This window comes from Rhizobium sp. USDA 4016, assembly GCF_056279705.1.
In genome coordinates this window covers 1771178-1790389 of the sequence record NZ_JBWCCY010000004.1, presented here as the reverse complement: position 1 = coordinate 1790389, position 19212 = coordinate 1771178, and the positions used below count along the sequence as shown (strand labels likewise).

20 protein-coding genes and 2 pseudogenes are annotated in these 19212 nt (G+C 60.7%); 8 read left to right on the top strand and 14 right to left on the bottom strand.

Annotated elements, in window-relative coordinates:
* The first annotated feature begins 29 nt into the window (after positions 1–29).
* The 4 genes from ACZ9DP_RS24015 to ACZ9DP_RS24000 all read left to right on the top strand — a co-directional run bounded on the left by ACZ9DP_RS24015 (position 30) and on the right by ACZ9DP_RS24000 (position 3403).
* Positions 30–257, top strand: a complete 228-nt coding sequence (locus ACZ9DP_RS24015; RefSeq protein ID WP_074068338.1) for a hypothetical protein — start codon at positions 30–32, stop codon at positions 255–257.
* Positions 258–403: 146 nt separating this feature from the next.
* A complete protein-coding gene (gene grxD, locus ACZ9DP_RS24010; protein ID WP_022715234.1) occupies positions 404–736 on the top strand; it encodes a Grx4 family monothiol glutaredoxin in 333 nt (110 codons plus the stop codon).
* A gap of 140 nt (positions 737–876) precedes the next feature.
* A complete protein-coding gene (locus tag ACZ9DP_RS24005; RefSeq protein ID WP_476205469.1) occupies positions 877–2082 on the top strand; it encodes a multidrug effflux MFS transporter in 1206 nt (401 codons plus the stop codon).
* Between the two features lie 40 nt (positions 2083–2122).
* Positions 2123–3403 (top strand): multidrug effflux MFS transporter, encoded by a 1281-nt coding sequence (locus ACZ9DP_RS24000; protein ID WP_194729796.1) that lies wholly within the window; start codon positions 2123–2125, stop codon positions 3401–3403.
* A 75-nt stretch (positions 3404–3478) separates the two neighbouring features.
* On the opposite strand, the gene ACZ9DP_RS23995 is transcribed toward ACZ9DP_RS24000, so the two are convergent.
* Together ACZ9DP_RS23995 and ACZ9DP_RS23990 are read right to left on the bottom strand one after the other, a co-directional pair.
* On the bottom strand, positions 3479–4237 hold the full coding sequence (locus tag ACZ9DP_RS23995) for an aminoglycoside phosphotransferase family protein (protein WP_476203789.1): 759 nt from the start codon (positions 4235–4237) through the stop codon (positions 3479–3481).
* Entirely contained in the window at positions 4234–4494 is a 261-nt protein-coding gene (locus ACZ9DP_RS23990; protein WP_074068346.1) for a DUF982 domain-containing protein, read from the bottom strand. Before ACZ9DP_RS23990 ends, ACZ9DP_RS23995 begins: the two co-directional genes overlap by 4 nt.
* Positions 4495–4700: 206 nt before the next feature.
* Here ACZ9DP_RS23990 and ACZ9DP_RS23985 point away from each other — a divergent pair, with 206 nt between their 5' ends.
* Positions 4701–4829 carry a hypothetical protein gene (locus ACZ9DP_RS23985; protein WP_257788081.1) on the top strand — a complete coding sequence of 43 codons (129 nt, stop codon included), beginning with the start codon at positions 4701–4703 and terminating at the stop codon, positions 4827–4829.
* A 123-nt stretch (positions 4830–4952) separates the two neighbouring features.
* On the opposite strand, the gene ACZ9DP_RS23980 is transcribed toward ACZ9DP_RS23985, so the two are convergent.
* The 10 genes and pseudogenes from ACZ9DP_RS23980 to ACZ9DP_RS23935 form a co-directional block, all read right to left on the bottom strand.
* Complete coding sequence (locus ACZ9DP_RS23980; RefSeq protein ID WP_194729798.1) at positions 4953–5777, bottom strand: inositol monophosphatase family protein; 825 nt, start codon at positions 5775–5777, stop codon at positions 4953–4955.
* 31 nt (positions 5778–5808) lie between these two features.
* The gene (gene ttcA, locus ACZ9DP_RS23975) at positions 5809–6693 is read right to left on the bottom strand and encodes a tRNA 2-thiocytidine(32) synthetase TtcA (RefSeq protein ID WP_476203788.1); all 885 of its coding nucleotides are present in this window, start codon (positions 6691–6693) and stop codon (positions 5809–5811) included.
* Between the two features lie 56 nt (positions 6694–6749).
* The gene (locus ACZ9DP_RS23970) at positions 6750–7679 is read right to left on the bottom strand and encodes a glutaminase (RefSeq protein WP_476203787.1); all 930 of its coding nucleotides are present in this window, start codon (positions 7677–7679) and stop codon (positions 6750–6752) included.
* A 72-nt stretch (positions 7680–7751) separates the two neighbouring features.
* On the bottom strand, positions 7752–8369 hold the full coding sequence (gene rpsD, locus ACZ9DP_RS23965; RefSeq protein ID WP_022715225.1) for a 30S ribosomal protein S4: 618 nt from the start codon (positions 8367–8369) through the stop codon (positions 7752–7754).
* A gap of 466 nt (positions 8370–8835) precedes the next feature.
* The gene (locus tag ACZ9DP_RS23960; protein WP_476203786.1) at positions 8836–9033 is read right to left on the bottom strand and encodes a hypothetical protein; all 198 of its coding nucleotides are present in this window, start codon (positions 9031–9033) and stop codon (positions 8836–8838) included.
* Positions 8999–10507 carry a helicase HerA domain-containing protein gene (locus ACZ9DP_RS23955; RefSeq protein ID WP_476203785.1) on the bottom strand — a complete coding sequence of 503 codons (1509 nt, stop codon included), beginning with the start codon at positions 10505–10507 and terminating at the stop codon, positions 8999–9001. Before ACZ9DP_RS23955 ends, ACZ9DP_RS23960 begins: the two co-directional genes overlap by 35 nt.
* 150 nt (positions 10508–10657) lie before the next feature.
* Positions 10658–10984, bottom strand: coding sequence for an MmcQ/YjbR family DNA-binding protein (locus tag ACZ9DP_RS23950; protein WP_476203783.1), 327 nt, complete (start codon positions 10982–10984; stop codon positions 10658–10660).
* Positions 10985–11051: 67 nt separating this feature from the next.
* Positions 11052–11855 (bottom strand): glutamate racemase, encoded by an 804-nt coding sequence (gene murI, locus ACZ9DP_RS23945; protein WP_476203782.1) that lies wholly within the window; start codon positions 11853–11855, stop codon positions 11052–11054.
* A complete protein-coding gene (locus ACZ9DP_RS23940; RefSeq protein WP_074070284.1) occupies positions 11836–12666 on the bottom strand; it encodes an RNA methyltransferase in 831 nt (276 codons plus the stop codon). Before ACZ9DP_RS23940 ends, murI begins: the two co-directional genes overlap by 20 nt.
* 112 nt (positions 12667–12778) lie before the next feature.
* Positions 12779–13303 (bottom strand): annotated as a pseudogene (locus ACZ9DP_RS23935) (hypothetical protein).
* 192 nt (positions 13304–13495) lie between these two features.
* Between ACZ9DP_RS23935 and ACZ9DP_RS23930 the strand changes: the two are divergent.
* The 3 genes from ACZ9DP_RS23930 to ACZ9DP_RS23920 all read left to right on the top strand — a co-directional run bounded on the left by ACZ9DP_RS23930 (position 13496) and on the right by ACZ9DP_RS23920 (position 15921).
* Positions 13496–14710 carry an NADP-dependent isocitrate dehydrogenase gene (locus ACZ9DP_RS23930; RefSeq protein ID WP_476203781.1) on the top strand — a complete coding sequence of 405 codons (1215 nt, stop codon included), beginning with the start codon at positions 13496–13498 and terminating at the stop codon, positions 14708–14710.
* Between the two features lie 80 nt (positions 14711–14790).
* Complete coding sequence (locus ACZ9DP_RS23925) at positions 14791–15237, top strand: N-acetyltransferase family protein (protein WP_476203780.1); 447 nt, start codon at positions 14791–14793, stop codon at positions 15235–15237.
* Positions 15238–15300: 63 nt separating this feature from the next.
* Positions 15301–15921, top strand: coding sequence for a glutathione S-transferase family protein (locus ACZ9DP_RS23920; RefSeq protein WP_039845036.1), 621 nt, complete (start codon positions 15301–15303; stop codon positions 15919–15921).
* A 67-nt stretch (positions 15922–15988) separates the two neighbouring features.
* On the opposite strand, the pseudogene ACZ9DP_RS23915 reads toward ACZ9DP_RS23920, so the two are convergent.
* Both ACZ9DP_RS23915 and alaS read right to left on the bottom strand, forming a co-directional pair.
* A pseudogene (locus ACZ9DP_RS23915) lies at positions 15989–16309 on the bottom strand (helix-turn-helix transcriptional regulator); the annotation flags it as partial.
* Between the two features lie 234 nt (positions 16310–16543).
* Positions 16544–19204, bottom strand: a complete 2661-nt coding sequence (alaS, locus tag ACZ9DP_RS23910) for an alanine--tRNA ligase (RefSeq protein WP_476203779.1) — start codon at positions 19202–19204, stop codon at positions 16544–16546.
* Positions 19205–19212: the final 8 nt, after the last annotated feature.

Below are 19212 nucleotides of genomic sequence, written 5' to 3'. Positions count from 1 at the left end.
CGAAGCGTTTGGGTGCTGGAGGGATTTGAATGGCTGATATCGTGAAGGAACTCGTGAGCGGCGTTGTCGAGACCGTGCTCAAAGAAATCCTCAAGAAAACTGCGCTCCGAACCACCACCAAGCGAAAGAAGCGCCAGACACGCTCTTCCACGACCGGGCGCTTCACCCGCACTGGCTCAACAGCGAATAAACCCGCCCGCAAGCAGGTCAGCAAACGCCGCACTGCCACTGCCCGCAGCAGGCAGCGCAGCCGCTAGGCGTTCCGCCATCGTGCCATCATCCACCGTAAGCATGCTTATCTTTTTTTGATTTTGGCGGCTGGAATTTGAGCCGTCACATGCTATCTAAGGCTCACGATTGAAACGGCAGGCCTTTAACCTGCCTGTTGAAAGGATTAGGTCCCATGAGCGGTATCAACGAATTCATCGACAACGAAATCAAGACGAACGACGTCGTCCTTTTCATGAAGGGCACGCCGCAGTTTCCGCAGTGCGGTTTCTCCGGCCAGGTCGTCCAGATCCTCGATTACCTCGGTGTCGACTACAAGGGCATTGACGTGCTCGCCGATTCGGAAATCCGCCAGGGCATCAAGGACTATTCGAATTGGCCGACAATCCCGCAGCTTTACGTGAAGGGCGAGTTTATCGGCGGCTGTGACATCGTGCGGGAAATGTTCCAGGCCGGCGAGTTACAGCAGCACTTCCAGGAAAACGGCGTGACGGTTCGCGCCGCCTGACAGGTCACCGGGCGTCCGTCCGGTTTCCAAATCTGTTCTAATTCGAGTTCAAGGCGCTGTGCTCAACAGCGCCTTGACCTGTTTATGGGATTTTCATTGTGACAGATTCATCTCAAGCCGTGTCCGCGGGCCAGACGCCCATGGGCAAGCGTGAATTCATCGCGCTCGCCGCCTTTTTGATGGCAACCAATTCGCTGGCAATCGATATCATGCTGCCGGCTCTGCAGCAGATCGGCGCCAATCTGGGCGTCGAAAGCGAAAACCACCGGCAATTCGTCGTCTCGTCCTATCTTCTCGGCTTCGGCGGCGCTCAGCTCTTCTATGGCCCGATTTCCGACCGCTTCGGCCGTCGCCTGCCGCTTCTCATCGGTCTGGGGATTTATATCGCTTCCGCGATTGGGATTGCTTTCATACCTTCGTTTGCCGGCTTACTCGTCCTGCGTTTCATCCAGGGCATCGGCTCTGCCGCAACGCGCGTCATCACCATTTCGATCGTCCGCGACATCTACGGCGGCCGGCAGATGGCCGAAGTCATGTCGCTGATCATGATGGTGTTCATGATCGTGCCCGTCGTCGCGCCCGGGAGCGGCCAGATCATCATGCTCTTTGCGAGCTGGCACATGATCTTCGTCTTCATCGCCGCAATGGGGGCGGCAATCGCCGCATGGACCTTCTATCGCCTGCCGGAGACGCTCGATCCGCGCAACATGCGCCCCTTCACCGCGCGCTCGATCCTCAGCGGCTTCCAGCTCGTCCTGACGAACCGCATTGCACTTTGCTATACGCTTGCGACCACCTTCATCTTCGGCTCGCTGTTCGGATTCATCAACTCCGCGCAGCAGATCTATGTCGGCATCTACGATCTCGGCGTCTATTTCCCCTTCGCCTTCGCCGCTGTCGCGGTCTTCATGTCCATTGCGTCGTTTCTCAATTCGCGCTTCGTCGGCAAGTTCGGCATGCGGCGGCTGTCGCATGGATCGCTGCTCGGTTTCGTCGCCGTCAACACGCTCTGGATGATCGTGCAGGTCGTTGGCCCGCAGCCAATGCCTTTCTTCCTATTCATCGGCTTCTTCGGCATTGCGATGTTCCAGTTCGGCTGGATCGGCTCGAACTTCAACTCGCTCGCCATGGAGCCGCTCGGCCACGTGGCGGGCACCGCCTCCTCCGTCCTCGGCTTCATGAGCACGATCGGCGGCGCAATCATCGGCGCGGCAATCGGCCAAGCCTTCGACGGGACGGCGCTGCCGATGGTCTCCGGTTATTTCGCCGTGTCGATCATCGCACTCGTCTTCGTCCTGATCGCCGAGAAGGGCCGTCTGTTTCAGCCTCACAATCCGCGTCTCTGAGCAGGCCATCTAACCATTTTACATTGACTGGATTTGAAGAATGATCCCGCAGCATAAACCGCACACTGAAAATCAGGGCTCCAGCCGCATCGGCATGGGCTTTACGGAATTCGTCATAACCATCGCGATCATGACCGCCAGCATCGCCATGGCAATCGACAGTATGCTGCCGGCGCTTCCCGCCATCGGCCGCTCGCTGAGCGTGACGAGCACCAACGATGCGCAACTCATCATCGGTGTCTTCTTCTTCGGCTTTGGTGTCTCGCAGATCATCTTCGGCAGCCTGTCCGACACCTTCGGCCGCCGCCGCATCCTGCTCGGCGGCCTCGCCGTCTACGTGCTGGCGATGTTCGGCGCGGCACTGACCGGCAGCTTCGAGATGCTGCTCGTCATGCGCTTCGTCCAGGGGATTGGCGGTGCCGCGGTGCGCATCACCACGATGGCGGTTGTCCGCGACTGCTTCGGCGGCCGCGAAATGGCCCGCGTCATGTCCTACGTGATGATCGTCTTCATGATCGTGCCGATCGTCGCGCCTTCCGTCGGCCAGCTGATCATCAGCTACGCCGACTGGCATTGGATCTTCATCCTGCTCGGCATCGTCGGCGCGGTCCTCTTCCTCTGGGCACTGCTACGCCTGAAGGAGTCGTTGCCGGTCGATGAGCGCATCCCGCTCTCCGTCGGCTCGATCGTCGACGGCTTCAGGACCGTTCTCACCAACCGCATCACCTGCGGCTACATGATCGGGCTCACGATGTTCACGGGCGTAATCAGCGCCTATGTGATCTCCGTCCAGCAGGTTTTCGGTGAAGTCTACGGCCTCGGCGATTGGCTGCCGATCGCCTTTGCGGCAACGGCAGGCGGCATTGCCGTTGCCAACTTCGCCAACGGCTTCTTCGTGCGCACCTTCGGCATGCGCCGCATCTCGCACACCGCAATGATCCTCTTTACTGTGATTTCGGCATTCGGCTACGTCATGGCGCTCGATGCCAACGTCAATTTCGCGTTGGACTACGCTCTTTTCTCCATTCTGCTGATGATGTTTGCCGTCATCGCCACGAACTTCACGGCAATCAGTCTGGAACCGATGGGCAATCTTGCAGGCACGGCGACCGCCATCACCGGTTTCGTCTCGACCTCCGTCGGCGCGCTGCTCGGAGGAGGCGTCGGCCAGCTCTTCAACGGTACCGTCCAGCCGCTCTTTGCAGGCTTTGCGGTCTTCGGCGCAATCAGCATCGTCGCCACGCTCTTTGCCGAAAAGGGCAAACTCTTCACCCACCCGGGCGACAGCCCGCAACTCGACCCGGGTGCTGCGCATTTGTGATGGTGTGCCATGTCAGCCTGCGCCTTGCGCCCGAAGGCGGAACTTCGATTTGGAGAATTTGCGATTGGCGCGCGATCAGATATCTGACCAACCCGTGTCAGCCATACGTATCAGTTCGTCTTCTTCCTTCGAAACTCCCTCTGCCAGCCGGGCCGCGGCAACAAAGGGCAACCAGGCGAAAATATCGCCTAGGGCAAGGCCGCTGGCTCTTGCATAGGTTTCGGCATAGGAAGTGGCTATTTCGGGAGCTGCATGACGTATTAGGACATAGGTGCGACAGACATCGGCGGCCGGGCTGCCGGCGCATGCGTCCAACCAATCCACGACCATCGCTTGACCAGGTGAGCCGAGGATGTTTGAGGGATGAAAATCTCCGTGACAGAGAGCGTTCCCGTTCGGCAGCGTATCGAGCCCCCTCAGAAGCCTTTCACGATGTGGTGTATTTAAGGATGGCGCATGCCGAATATTTGAGGCCAGTCTCGCCTTAAGCTCCGGAAGTGCGCGTGCGGATTGGCCGTGGATTTCCCTGTGCAGCCGCACCATTTCATCCAGGTATTTTGGAATCAACGCGGGCTGAGAGATCATCGCGTTGGCAAATGGCTGCCCGCGGGCCCGGGTCATCACCAGTCCCCAGCGGTCGCCATACTGTCTGACGTCTGAAACCTTTGGCGCCGGCAGGCCAAGTGGCTCGATGTGTGCGAGAATCGCGGCTTCTCTGAACGCAGCACTTTTGGACGCGGTGACCCTGTAAAGCTTAAGGACCAGCGCCCCATGCTCGTAGACCTCCGCCTCCTTGCCGGTACCGAGCAGATCGCCAATATCAATGGAGCTCATCGAGCCGGATCAGACAAATATTCCAGGTGCGCCTCGCTGGCCGCGACCAGGAACTTCTTCCGCACCTCAGCGGCCGGCGTCGCATCGTTGAAGGCATCCAGACATGTGATCTCGGCGCGGTAGAGCGCCGGGCCATCGTGGATCGGCCATTCGGTGACCATCAGCTTGTAGGCATCGTGTACCGTCCTGACGACGCGATAGCGTCCGCCGAGTTTGATCCTGACGGGCGGGAATTTCCGGATATCCTTTTTCTCCATGACGCAATACCTCACGCAAAACATTCGACTCAACGAATCACCGGGCGACTCGTTCCAGCACAATCGCTCGGGTACCGAGCAGCCTGACAGCACGCCGCACGCGACGATGCGGAGACTTTCCATGACGTTTTGTTCATCTGGCGTTCATATTTCTTGTGGCCATCGCCCTTTCGGGCTAATCTGCCCTGGCAACGATGGAGCAAGAGATGATCAAGACCACCGTCGCGGCTTCTGTATTTGCCGCTTATGCCTTTGCGATGTTCGCAATCGCATCCCTCCCGCAAAACTCGCCTGGCATCCCGGTCGATCAGGTGACGACAAGTTCGACGAACTAAGCCCAACCCGACACGAAAAACCCCGCTTAGAAGCGGGGCGGTATCGTGATCAAAACAGCTTGGGAGGAAATATGCATTTCTGCCTATATGTCGGGCATGGATCGAGGCTCACGCCCTCAGTCCTCAGACCGTGAAAACCTCCCGCCGCAGCAACTCCCACGACGCCTTGTCCGGAGCGATCAGCAATCCGCCGCCGACGTGGTGCGGAAGGTAGGCCGTTCCATCGAAACGCGCCGCATGGGCGCCCGCCTCCTGGCAGATCAGCGTTCCCGCCAGATGATCCCAGGGCATCAGCTTATTGTACATCAGGTAATGCACGTGTCCTGACGCGAATGTCCGGTATTCATGCGCGGCGCAGCGGTAATTCACGAGAAAGCGTACCTTTGCGAGATTTGCGAGAATTTCCGGACGCTTCTCCTTCGGGAGGTAGCCGGTCGAAGCCATACCGACCATCTGTTCCAATGCCACCGGCGCTGCCACCGAAAGCCGCTGCGCCTCGCCCTCCGGCCGTCGCAGCCAGGCGCCGCCCCCCTTTTCCGCCATCACCCAGTCGTCGCCCATCGGGTCGTAGATGATGCCGGCAACGGTTTCACCCTTCGACACGACCGAAGCCATGACGCCGAAGGCGGGAATGCCGGAAGCAAAATTGAAGGTGCCGTCGACTGGATCGACGACGATCGCAAGATCCGCTCCCTGCAGCTTGCCGAGCAGCGCAGGGTCGGCAGCAACCGACTCCTCGCCGATGAAGACTGCGTCCGGCCAGCGTTTTGCCGCCTCCGCCTTCATCATCCGCTCAGCCTGCTCGTCGGCTTCCGTCACCAGGTCAGTCGCCTCGGTCTTGACCCGTACGTCGCCGCTGCCAAGCCGCCGGAAGCGCGGCAATATCTCGGCCTTCGCCGCCCGCCTGAGGAGATCGGAGAGCGTCGTCACATCAACTGTCGAAGTCATGGCATGTCCTTACTTTTGAGCGTTCGCCCAGTTATGCGCTCTTCGGTGACGGCTCTGTGACCATCAGGCTGGAAAAATCGAAAAGCTGCGGATCGAGCAGGTGTGAAGGGTTCACATGCGCGAGCGCCCGCAGCATCGTATCCTTGCGGCCCGGCATGCGCCGCTCGATATCCGCAAGCATATCCTTTATCGCATTGCGCTGCAGGCCGTCTTGCGAGCCGCAGAGATCGCAGGGGATGATTGAAAACCGCATGGCCGCAGCAAACTTCGCCATGTCGTCCTCTGCGCAATATGCAAGCGGCCTGAGAACCATGAGGTCGCCTTCGTCGTTGAGCAGCTTCGCCGGCATGGAGGCGAGACGCCCGCCATGGAAAAAGTTCATGAAGAAGGTCTCGAGGATATCCTCGCGGTGGTGGCCGAGCACCAGGGCATCACAGCCCTCCTCCCGCGCGATGCGGTAAAGGTTGCCGCGGCGAAGACGGGAACAGAGCGAGCAGTAGGTCGCCCCCTCCGGTACCTTCTCCTTCACGATCGAATAGGTATCCCGATATTCGATGCGGTGCTTCACGCCGATCCTTGTCAGATAATCCGGCAGGATATGTTTCGGAAAGTTCGGCTGGCCCTGGTCGAGATTGCAGGCGATCAGCTCGACCGGCAGCAGTCCACGCCATTGCAAGTCGAGCAGCAGCGCCAGCAAACCGTAGGAATCTTTGCCGCCTGAAATGCCGACCAGCCAGCGCTTCTGACCTTTCAGCATGCCGAAATCGTCGAAGGCTTGGCGAACTTGCCGGAGCAGGCGCTTGCGCAGCTTGTTGAACGAGACGGAACCCGGGGCATCGGCAAAGAGCGCATAGCCGGTCACGCCGTCTCCCGCAGCCTCCCCGAATGCCTCATCAATGTTGGCTGCGATATTCATCGTCCTACCCAATCCAATAACTCTGCCTTAGCAGAAAGCCATGCGTCAACGAAGCATCAATCGCCGAAAACCGACCAGCCCGTGCGCGCTGCGAGCATCTCCAGCGCCACGGCCCCTAGCTGCGAATTGCCCACCTTGTTCAAACCTGGCGACCAGGCGGCGATCGAGGCGACCCCCGGGGCAACAGCGAAGATGCCGCCGCCGACGCCGCTCTTGCCGGGAAGGCCGACATGATAGGCGAAATCGCCCGAGCCGTCGTAATGGCCACAGGTGAGCATCAGTGCATTGATGCGCCGCGCGCGCTTCGGCGACACGACCGAATGGCCGGTCATGGGATTGCTGCCGCGGGCTGCAAGGAACAGCCCGGCCGTTGCTAGTTGCTCGCAGCTCATAGACAGCGCGCATTGATGGAAATAGACGCCAAGCACATGTTCGACCGGATGATCGATGTTCTTATAGGCGCGCATGAAATTGGCGAGCGCGAAATTCCGGTATCCGGTCTGCGTCTCGGAGCGCGCCACCTTCTCATCGATCGTCACCGACTCGTCGTCCGCCAGATAGCGAACGAAGCGCAGCAGCTCGCCGATCGCCTCGCGCGGCGCATGACCGGCCATTACGACGTCGGTGACGGCGATTGCCCCGGCATTGATGAAGGGATTGCGCGGGATTCCGTGCTCATGCTCGAGCTGGACAATGGAATTGAAGGCTGACCCGGAAGGTTCGCGCCCGACGCGCTTCCAGAGTCCCTCGCCGACCTTGCCGAGCGCTAAGGTCAGCATGAAGACCTTGGAAATGCTCTGGATGGAGAACGGCACGTCGGCATCGCCGGCGCGGTAGATCTTGCCGTCGACCGTCACGACCGCCATGCCGAACTGGTTCGGATCGATCTTTGCAAGCTCAGGGATATAGTCCGCGACCTTGCCCTCGCCGATGCGGGGGGTCAGCTCCTCGTAGATGCTGTCGAGGACGGCCTGCAAATCCACCATGGCTTTCTCTCCAGAGAACAAAAAAGCCGCCCAGGAGGCGGCTTTTCCGTATGCGAAAACGCCTCGCGTCGATTAACGCGAATAGAATTCGACCACCAGATGCGGCTCCATGACGACCGGATACGGAACGTCGGAGAGCGAAGGAACGCGTGCGAAGGTCGCAACCATCTTGTTGTGATCAACTTCGATGTATTCCGGAACGTCGCGCTCAGCGAGGCCGATGGATTCCAGAACGGTTACGAGCTGCTTCGACTTCTGGCGAACTTCGATGACGTCGCCGGCCTTGCAACGGTAGGAACCGATGTTGACGCGGACGCCGTTAACGGTCACGTGGCCGTGGTTCACGAACTGGCGGGCAGCGAAAACGGTCGGAACGAACTTGGCGCGATAGACGATCGCGTCGAGACGGGACTCCAGAAGACCGATCAGGTTTTCCGAGGTGTCACCCTTGCGGCGGTTGGCTTCGTCGAAGATTGCACGGAACTGCTTCTCGCGCAGGTCACCGTAGTAACCCTTCAGCTTCTGCTTGGCGCGCAGCTGCACACCGAAGTCGGAAAGCTTGCCCTTGCGGCGCTGACCATGCTGGCCCGGGCCGTATTCGCGGCGGTTCACCGGGGATTTAGGACGGCCCCAGATGTTTTCGCCCATACGGCGGTCAATCTTGTACTTGGACGATTCGCGCTTGCTCATCGTATTTCCTTTCAGAGTGTTAGGACGGTTTGTTGCCAAACCGCGCGAAGGAAACACGCCCTCCTTTGGCTTTCTTCCGAAAGCCCGACAGGACTATCCCATTACGCGAACAGGACAAATCCACGGGACATGTCAAATGAAACACCGGACATTGCTGCCCGGTGCTCACGCGGTCTTTAGGGGCTCGTCATGAAAATGTCAACAGCGGAGCGCGTTGGGGATATCGCGCTTATCGCTATATTCAGCTGCTCATTGATCGCTATCGCGAATATCACAATGCCGCACATCGGTCGCTCGAAAGTTCTCAGGTTGGTTGGGCCACACGTGCAATTACAGAAAATGGCCACATAAGAATTATTGCCAATCCCAGGTATCCTGACAGCACGAATTCTCCGCTGATGTTGTGGAATGCGATCCGAGATATGAGTTTTGGCCGGAGGCGGTCAGAATTTGGATAGCCGCTTTTTCAGAGCGAATCGCTTACTGTCGTCCCGACAGACAACAGATAGATTCTGTTAGGATAGACGGCCGATACGGCGGCTACCTTGCAACGTTCGAGCGACGCATCAATGCCGATGCCGTCATCGGCGGTGTCGAAGCCCTCCATCTGATTGAAGCTTAGCTGTGCGTCATTCCGCCGCCTGTCGCGCATCATCAGGCGCATTCGCATCGCCCGGCGCAGTCTGGCAGTTCATATCCGGGAAAGCCACAATGCGTTTGCCCGCGAAATCAGTGTGCACGACGATCGTACCCTGCTCCTCGAAATAGCCGAGGAGACGCCTGGCCCGGCGGGCCGAATGCGTGCCGTAGGCACGCGCTATCCGGGCGTCGGAGGGGCAAGGCTCGCCGCAGACCGCGGCCTTGGCCAGCATCAGGAACACGCCCTGCAGATCGTCGGTCACGCCGGTTGAAAGCGACAGCGCCGTCGCCCAGGCTGCCGTCCCGGCCGTTGCGGCATCGACGCCCGACCGCGAGATTGCCACGTGCCGGCGGAACTCCGGAAGCGACATCGGCGGCCCGGGCACGCGGCGCATGCGCAGCCGCACCAGGAATTCCTGATAGAGTACCGAATCCGTCCGGAAACCCGAAGCCGGATCGTCGAGGATTTCCAAAAGCACGGCCGAAAGCCGGTCCTCGCGCTCCTCGGTGGAGAGATCCGGATGGTTTGCACGCGGCTCGGCCGGCGCTGCCGTCGCAGCGGGCGCGGAGCGCGAAAGTTCTGCCAGGATGTCCGTCGTCGGCCGTGGCGCCGGTGCCGTTCGGCGCATGATTGGCCGCTGGAATTCCTCAGGGTCAGGCGTGAAGATCAGATCCTCGACATCCCGCGGCGCATCCGGCAGCGGCATCAGCTTTGGGCTCGACGAGCGCGCTGAGGTTTCCACGGCACCGATCTGGATCGGCAGCGGACGGCGAGACAGTGCCGGACCGAGGGCCACGAAGTTGCCGCGCTTCAGATCGCGGAACATTTCGGCCTGACGCCGGTCCATGCCGAGAAGGTCGGCGGCACGCGCCATGTCGATGTCGAGGAAGGTGCGGCCCATCAAGAAGTTCGAGGCTTCCGCCGCAACGTTCTTCGCAAGTTTCGCGAGGCGCTGCGTGGCGATTACGCCCGCCAGCCCGCGTTTGCGGCCGCGGCACATCAGGTTCGTCATGGCGCCCAGCGACATCTTGCGGGCGTCTTCGGAAACATCGCCACCGACCGACGGGGCAAACATCTGTGCCTCGTCGACGACGACGAGCACCGGGTACCAGTATTCGCGATCGGCATCGAACATACCGTTAAGAAAGGCAGCCGCAGCCCGCATCTGCTGCTCGATGTCGAGACCTTCGAGCGTCAGGACGCAGGAAACGCGATGCTGGCGGATACGGTTGGCAATGCCCGCAAGCTCAGCCTCGGTCCGTTCGCCATCGACGACGACATGGCCGAACCGGTCGCTGAGCGTGACGAAGTCGCCTTCCGGATCGATGATGACCTGCTGGACCCATTGCGCGGACTGTTCAAGCAGGCGTCGCAGCAGATGCGACTTGCCGGAGCCGGAATTGCCCTGGACGAGAAGACGGGTCGCCAGAAGCTCCTCGATATCGAGCGTCGCCGGGGTGTTCCCTGACGCCATTCCCATATCGATACCAACCTGCAATGCAATGACCTATCAGATGAGACTCAATGATACGAAGCGCCATTGTCCTGAAACGGCGCGCTTCCGTCTATCAAAGATTTCCGGACATTTCGCCCACGCGTTTGCAAAACCCACAGCGAATGCGGATATTCCGCCTACGCGGTCTGGCGTTCATCGCCGGGCCGGCTTCCCAGGCTGCGCATGCGCCCACGCCATGCGCAATGCATTCTCGAGATCCTCCTCGCCCAGCCGCGACAGATCGGTGGCCGTCCAGCCCCGCCTGCCCCAGGCATTCGGCACCGGCGAGAAAGCATCCGGCAACATCATGCATTTGAATTGCTGTTCGTCGGGCGTTAAATTGAAGTTTGCCGTCCGGCCGTCGGCGGCGAGTGTGACGTAGATTCGCGCGACCTTGAATGCCATTCGATCGAAATGCGAGGCCTCGAGCGTACCCGCCAGTGATAGCGCGATGCGCCGCAAGTCTTCGCCCGTCGCCATTGCACGCCCACCTTCGAGGTTGATCCGATCGTGCACCGTATCCTATCACGATTGAGTACCGGAAGCGTCACCTGACCGTCAGCCCGAAGCCTTGCATCAAGCGCGTTGTGGCGAAATCCGGATTGCCCGAGGTGAAGACCGCAAAGTCGAAATCGTCGGGGTGAACGCCATCGGCCACCTGCGGCACAAGGCTGCGCGCCCGCCGAGCGATTGCCTCCGCCGGATCAAGCCAGTCCACGGGCCATGGCGCCAGCCTCCGGAAAAGGTTCGCCATGAAGGGATAATGCGTGCAGGCAAGCACGACGATGTCCGTCTTGCGGCCGTCCTTTTCGACGAAGCACTGGTCGATTTCCGTCATGATGGCCTCGTCCGAGACGGCGTCGCCGCGGATATAGGCCTCCGCCATACGCGCCAGGTTTTCCGAGCCCACGAGGCGTACGTGGCATTGCTGCGCGAAGGACTGGACCAGATCCCGCGTATAGGCGCGTTTGACCGTGCCGGGCGTGGCAAGCACGGAGACGAGGCCGGAACGCGTCCGCTCGGCGGCGGGCTTGATCGCAGGCACCGTGCCGACGAAGGTCTTCTGCGGAAAGGCGGCGCGCAGATCGGCACCGACCAGCGTGAAGGCGGTATTGCAGGCGATGACGCAGACTTCCGGATCGTATTCCCCGAGCAGCCTGCCAAAGAGGGTGATGATACGCTCCTTCAGCGCCTGCTCTTCCCAGCCCCCATAAGGAAATCCCGCATCGTCGGCGATGTAGATGAAGCCGCGTTCCGGCATCAGCACGCGGGCTTCGCGAAGCACAGTCAGCCCCCCGATACCGGAATCGAAGATCAAGACCGGTTTCAGCTCATTCGCCGCTGATGTCATCTTTTGGCTGTTCCTTGGCGTCTGCAGGCGGCCGGCTTCCGCGCGGATACTTGCGCGAGAAGCGGTCAAGGGAGGATATCACACCGCGCAGCACGCTGATTTCTTGTTCCGTGAAGGCGCGGCGGGAAAGGACTGCACGCAGATTGTCCACCATTTTCGGCTTTTTCCCGGCAGGATGGAAATAATTGCGTGCCTCTAGCGCCTCCTCCAACTGGTCGAAAAGGCCGAAGAGCTGCTCCTTCGTCGATTGCGTCTGCGACGTCGCCTGGAACGGCACGGTACCTGTATCCTCCATGCCGGATTTCATCCACTCGTAGGACATCAGAAGCACAGCCTGCGCGATGTTCAGCGAGGCAAAAGCGGGATTGACCGGGAAGGTCACGATCTCGTCGGCGAGCGCCACTTCCTCGTTGGTCAGGCCCCAGCGTTCACGGCCGAAAAGGATGCCAGTGCCCTCGCCCGAGCGAAATTTCGCCCGCAGCGTTTCGGCGGCTACCACCGGGGAACGCACCGGCTTGAAGCCATCGCGTTCGCGCGCCGTCGTCGCATAGACGAAATTGAGGTCGGCGACCGCCTGCTCCAGCGTCTCGAAAACCTTAGTGCCTTCGATGACGTGATCGGCTTTCGAGGCGGCGGCCTGTGCCTTCTCGTTCGGCCAACCGTCGCGCGGATTGACGAGGCGCAATTCGGCAAGGCCGAAATTCGCCATCGCTCGCGCCACCATGCCGATGTTCTCGCCCATCTGCGGCTCGACCAGAATGATGACCGGCCCTTCGGCCAAAAGTTTACGCTCGCTGTTCGTGCCTGCCATGAATGCCGTCCTTGCTTTCATGCGGGGAATAGCTTTGCACAACCGAAACGGCAAGGCCCATGCCTCAGGATAGACCAGTTATGGGTGTCGCCGATCAAATCGGACGTCGCCTTCACTCGCCCCTGGCGATGGCAACCATTTCCGCCTTCAGCGAGCGCATTTCCTTTGTCTCGGCACTCTACATCATAATGTCGTCGATCAGTGGCTTGCCGCCATCAGTGACCATCTCGAAACGCACGGTCGAGATCGTCTGCGCGTCGGGGCCATCGCCGCAGGCCATCTTGCGGAAGCTGACGACGACCTCCTCCTTGCCCTCGGCAGCCGCCTGGGCTGTCAGCGTCAGGTCTTGCAGCGGGCATGCGTCCTGTGCGTTGACGATCACGTCGTAGTCGAAGGGCGAGATGCCGTCCTCCATCGCCGGGTGCTTCTCAGCCTCATGATACTTCGCGACAAAATCCTTGCTGTAGAGTTTGTCGAGCTTTCCGGGGCCGAAGATGTCGATCCATTCGGTTTCGTTGCCCGACCAGTTCTTGACGGTCGCATCCATGATTTCCTGCACCGGCGCCGGAATCTCCGCTCCATCGCAGACGGCAGGAAGACCAGCGAAGGCGAGAAACAGAAGGGCGATCGTCTTCATGATGAAATATCCGGTTCGAAAGGCAATAGCGACGGACACTAGCCGAATCTTCAGACTTGGCAAAGGCACGCCAAAATGCGCTTTGAACGGCGCTTGCGGCTTTGCGTTCCCGGCTCGCAATGCTATAGCGCTCGGGATTTTTTCGTCACCCACCCGGGACATGCGTCCCCATCCAGCTTACGAGGCAGATACATGAAGAAGATCAAGGTCGCCAATCCCGTCGCCGATCTCGACGGCGATGAAATGACTCGCATCATTTGGCAGCTCATCAAGGACAAGCTGATCCATCCGTATCTCGACCTCGACATCGACTACTACGATCTCTCGGTCGAAAACCGCGACGCGACCAACGATCAGGTCACCGTGGACGCCGCCAACGCCATCAAGAAATACGGCGTCGGCATCAAGTGCGCGACGATTACGCCGGACGAAGCCCGCGTGAAGGAATTCAGCCTCAAGGAAATGTGGAAGAGCCCGAACGGCACGATCCGCAACATCCTGGGCGGCGTCATCTTCCGCGAACCGATCATCTGCAAGAACGTTCCGCGCCTCGTTCCGGGCTGGACCAAGCCGATCGTCGTCGGCCGTCACGCCTTCGGCGACCAGTACCGCGCAACCGACTTCAAGTTCCCGGGTAAGGGCAAGCTCACCATCAAGTTCGTCGGCGAAGACGGCCAGGTCATCGAGAAGGAAGTCTTCAACGCGCCGGGTGCCGGCGTTGCCATGGCCATGTACAACCTCGATGAATCGATCCGCGAATTCGCGCGCGCCTCGATGATGTACGGCCTGATGCGCAAGTGGCCGGTCTACCTCTCGACGAAGAACACCATCCTCAAGGCCTATGACGGCCGATTCAAGGATATCTTCGAGGAAGTCTACGAGACCGAGTTCAAGGATCAGTTCAAGGAAGCCGGCATCACCTATGAGCACCGCCTGATCGACGACATGGTCGCTTCGGCGCTGAAGTGGTCCGGCGGCTACGTCTGGGCGTGCAAGAACTATGACGGCGACGTCCAGTCCGACACCGTTGCCCAGGGCTTCGGTTCGCTCGGCCTGATGACCTCGGTTCTGCTCACGCCGGACGGCAAGACGGTCGAAGCCGAAGCCGCACACGGCACGGTCACCCGCCACTACCGCCAGCACCAGAAGGGCCAGGAGACCTCGACGAACTCGATCGCCTCGATCTTCGCCTGGACCCGCGGCCTCGCGCACCGCGCCAAGCTCGACGACAATGCCGAGCTCGCCCGCTTCGCCTCAACGCTGGAAAAGGTCTGCGTCGACACCGTCGAAGCCGGTTTCATGACCAAGGACCTGGCACTGCTGATCGGCCCCGACCAGCCGTGGCTCTCAACCACTGCCTTCCTCGACAAGATCGACTCCAACCTGCAAAAAGCCGTGGGCGCCTGAGGCACCCGGAGACATCGAACAACGAAACGGCGGGTTCTTCCCGCCGTTTTCATTTCAGCGACAGAATGGGGAGCACCAGAATGACCACATCCATCCGCCCGCTGCAGCCGTCTGACCGCGCCGCCTGGGAGCCTCTGTGGGCCGCCTACCAGCGCTTCTACGAAGTCGTTATTCCGCTGGAGACCACCGACGTGACCTGGAGCCGCTTCCACGACCGGGCCGAAGAGATGTACGCGCTGGGCGCCTTCGATGGCGATGGCCGCCTCACCGGCATCGTGCACGCCATCTTCCACCGCTCCTGCTGGCTGCCGCAATGGACCTGCTATCTACAGGACCTCTATGTCGAAGCCGACCAGCGCGGCCGTGGAACTGGAGCGGCCTTGATCGAGGCCGTTGCCGACCTTGCGCGTAAAAATGGCGCCGGACGCCTCTACTGGATGACACATGAGACCAATGCGACGGCGCGGCGCCTCTACGACCAGATCGCCGAACGCTCCGGCTTCATCCAGTACCGCAAGGCGCTTTGAGCGCAAGGCTTGATTTTGCTTGGGCGCACGCTAAACCGGAATTAAGAACAAGAGGAGGAGAACATGGCGGAAGAACTGGTATTCTATACGAACCCGATGTCGCGCGGCCGCATCGCCCGCTGGATGCTGGAGGAGACCGGCGTTCCTTACCGCACGGAAATCATGACCTTCGGCGGCACGATGAAGGCGCCGGAATACCTGACGGTGAACCCGATGGGCAAGGTGCCGGCGATCCGGCATGGCGATACGGTCGTCACGGAATGCGCCGCGATCTGCGCCTATCTCGCCGAGACCTTTCCGGAAAAGGAGCTCGCTCCAAGACCGAATGAACGGGGCAGCTATTACCGATGGATGTTCTTCGCCGCCGGTCCACTTGAAGCCGCTGCCACGAACCGTGCACTCGGCTTTGTGACCCCCGCAGAAAAAAGCAGGATGGCTGGTTACGGTAGCTTCGGCGACGTCATGGATACGCTCGAAAAAGCTGTCAGCGCCTCGCCCTATATCGCCGGCGACCGCTTCACGGCCGCCGATGTCTACGTCGGTTCGCATATCGGCTGGGGGATGGGCTTCGGCACGTTCGAAAAGCGCCAGGCCTTTGCGGATTATCTGGGCCGCGTGACCAACCGCGAAGGCTACAGGCGAGCCACCGCACTGGACGATGAAGTCATGAAGCAGATGCAATAGGCTTCATGCGAGCGGCATGTAGATATCCATCAGCAATTCGGTCGGCGGAACGTCGCGGGGATTGTTCTTCCGTAAGGTTTATGTCGAACATCGCCGCTGTCTTTCCGTTAGGTGAGGGTTCAAAGGTTTTATGGCTTCCCTCCTTCCGGTAGCGCGCCGGCGGCATGCGGTAGACAGACTTGAAGATGCGGTTAAAGGATTGGAGATTGAGATAGCCGGATCGCTTCGCAATCTCGCCGACGGTGAGATCCGTGCGGACGATATCGCCCGCCGCGCGATGCAGCCGCAGCCGCTTGAGGGTCGCCGCCAGCGTCTCGCCGTAAATCGCGCGATAAATCTTGTGCCAGTGATAGCTCGACATGCAGGCGATTTCGGCTAGGCGCTCCATATCCAGATCCTCGTCGAGATGATCGTGGATATAGGCCGAAACCCGCCGCAGGCGGCTTTCATAAAGTGCCCATGCCGTTTCGCCATTCGTGTCAAAGCCCCGTGCAAATCGATCGGCTGCGGAAAACCATAAGGCGATTGACAAATCCTGAGGAATTGCGTGCCGATCACGGGGGCACGCACACAAAAGGCGGAGGACTAGCCCCCGCCTTTCAAACCTCATCGGCAGATGAAATCAGCTTGCAAGTGCTGCCGCCACCGCCTCGATCGCCTCGTCGGCCTTGGAGCCGTCTGGGCCGCCCGCCTGTGCCATGTCCGGCCGGCCGCCGCCGCCTTTGCCGCCAAGGGCAGCAGATGCGACGCGCACAAGATCGACGGCGCTGAACCGCGCCGTCAGGTCCGGCGTTACGGCAACGACTGCGCTTGCCTTGCCGTCGTCGGAAACGCCGATCAGCGTCACGACGCCCGAACCGATGCTTGATTTGCCATCGTCGGCGAGCCCCTTGAGATCCTTCGGATCGACGCCGGTGATCGCCTTGCCGAGGAATTTTACGCCGGCAACCTCACGCGCCGCGTCCGTCGAGCCGCCCTGCCCGCCGCCCATGGCAAGCTTGCGCTTGGCATCGGCGAGTTCCCGCTCGAGCTTGCGGCGCTCGTCCATCAACGCTTCTACGCGCGAAAGCACGTCGGCAGGCTGAACCTTCAGCGACGAAGCAAGCGTTTTCACGCGCTCGTCCTGTTCGGCCAGATATTCGCGGGCGTTCTCACCGGTGACCGCCTCGATGCGGCGGACACCCGCGCCGACGGCACTTTCGCTAAGGATGCGCACAAGCCCGATCTGACCGGTCGCGGCGACATGCGTGCCGCCGCAGAGTTCGATCGAATAAGGCTTGCCGGCCTTCGTGCCGCGCACGCCCTGCCCCATAGCGACGACGCGCACTTCATCGCCGTATTTCTCGCCGAACAGCGCCATCGCACCTTCGGCAATCGCGTCATCCACGCTCATCAGCCGCGTCGTTACCGGCGCGTTCTGCAGCACGATCTCGTTTGCCATATCCTCAACGACCTTGAGCTCTTCGGCGGACATCGGCTTCGGATGCGAAACATCGAAACGCAGGCGTTCGGGCGCGACCAGCGAACCCTTCTGCGCCACGTGCGTACCCAGCACTTCGCGCAGCGCCTCATGCAGCAAGTGCGTTGCCGAGTGATTGGCGCGCAGGCGCGACCGGCGGGCATGATCGACGGTCAGCGCGACGGCCTCGTCGGTCTTCAGTAAACCTTCGACGACAGCCCCTGAATGCACGAACAGGCCTTCGCCCTTCTTCTGCGTATCGGTGATTTCCACTTTCGCATGGTCCGAGCTGATGATGCCTGTGTCGCCCATCTGGCCGCCGGATTCGCCGTAGAACGGCGTCTGGTTGACGACGATCTGCACCTTGTCGCCGGCCGAGGCGGATGCGACGGCGGCACCGTCCCTGACGATCGCCTGGACGACGCCTTCGGCGGTCTCCGTGTCGTAGCCCAGGAATTCGGTCGCGCCATGCTTCTCCTTGAGTTCGAACCAGATGGTCTCGGTCGCCTTGTCGCCGGAGCCGGCCCAATGCGAGCGGGCTTCGGCCTTCTGACGCTCCATCGCATCGGTAAAGCCGGCGAGATCGACGCCGATTTCGCGGGCGCGCAGCGCATCTTGCGTCAGGTCGAGCGGAAAGCCGTAGGTGTCATAGAGCTTGAATGCCGTCTCGCCGTCGAGCATATCGCCCTTGCCGAGCGTCATCGTCGCGTCGGAAAGCAGCGACAGGCCGCGCTCCAGCGTCTTGCGGAAACGGGTTTCCTCGAGTTTCAGCGTCTCGGAGATCAGTGCTTCGGCGCGTGCGAGCTCCGGATAGGCGCGGCCCATCTGCTGGACGAGCGCCGGCAGCAGCTTCCAGATCAGCGGTTCCTTGGCACCCAGGAGCTGCGCATGGCGCATGGCCCGGCGCATGATGCGGCGCAGCACGTAGCCGCGGCCTTCGTTCGACGGCAGCACCCCATCGGCAATGAGGAATGCGGATGAGCGCAGATGGTCGGCGATGACGCGGTGGCTCGCCCGGCGCTCACCCTCGGCCCTGACGCCGGTTGCCTCCTCCGAAGCTTCGATCAGCGCGCGAAACAGATCGATATCGTAATTGTCGTGCTTGCCCTGCAGCACGGCCGCCACGCGCTCCAGTCCCATGCCGGTATCGATCGAGGGACGCGGAAGGTCGACGCGCTCTTCCTTCGTCAACTGCTCATATTGCATGAAGACGAGGTTCCAGATCTCGATGAAGCGGTCGCCGTCTTCCTCCGGAGAGCCGGGAGGGCCGCCCCAGATGTGATCGCCGTGATCGTAGAAGATCTCCGAGCAGGGACCGCACGGGCCGGTATCGCCCATCGCCCAGAAATTATCGCTGGTCGGAATGCGGATGATATTTCCGTCCGAAAGCCCGGCGATCTTCTTCCAGAGGTTAAAGGCTTCGTCGTCCGTGTGATAGACGGTGACCAGCAGGCGCTTGGCGTCGAGACCGAATTCCTTGGTGATCAGGTTCCAGGCAAGCTCGATCGCCCGTTCCTTGAAATAATCGCCGAAGGAGAAATTGCCGAGCATCTCGAAAAAGGTATGGTGGCGCGCGGTATAGCCGACATTGTCGAGGTCATTGTGCTTGCCGCCGGCGCGGACGCATTTCTGTGCCGTCGATGCCGTCCTGTAGGGGCGCTGTTCCAGGCCCGTGAAGACGTTCTTGAACTGTACCATGCCGGCATTGGTGAACATCAGCGTCGGGTCGTTGCGCGGCACGAGCGGGCTCGACGGCACGATCTCGTGGCCGTTCGTCTTGAAATAGTCGAGGAAGGTCGACCGGATATCGTTCACGCCGCTCATGCTATGCC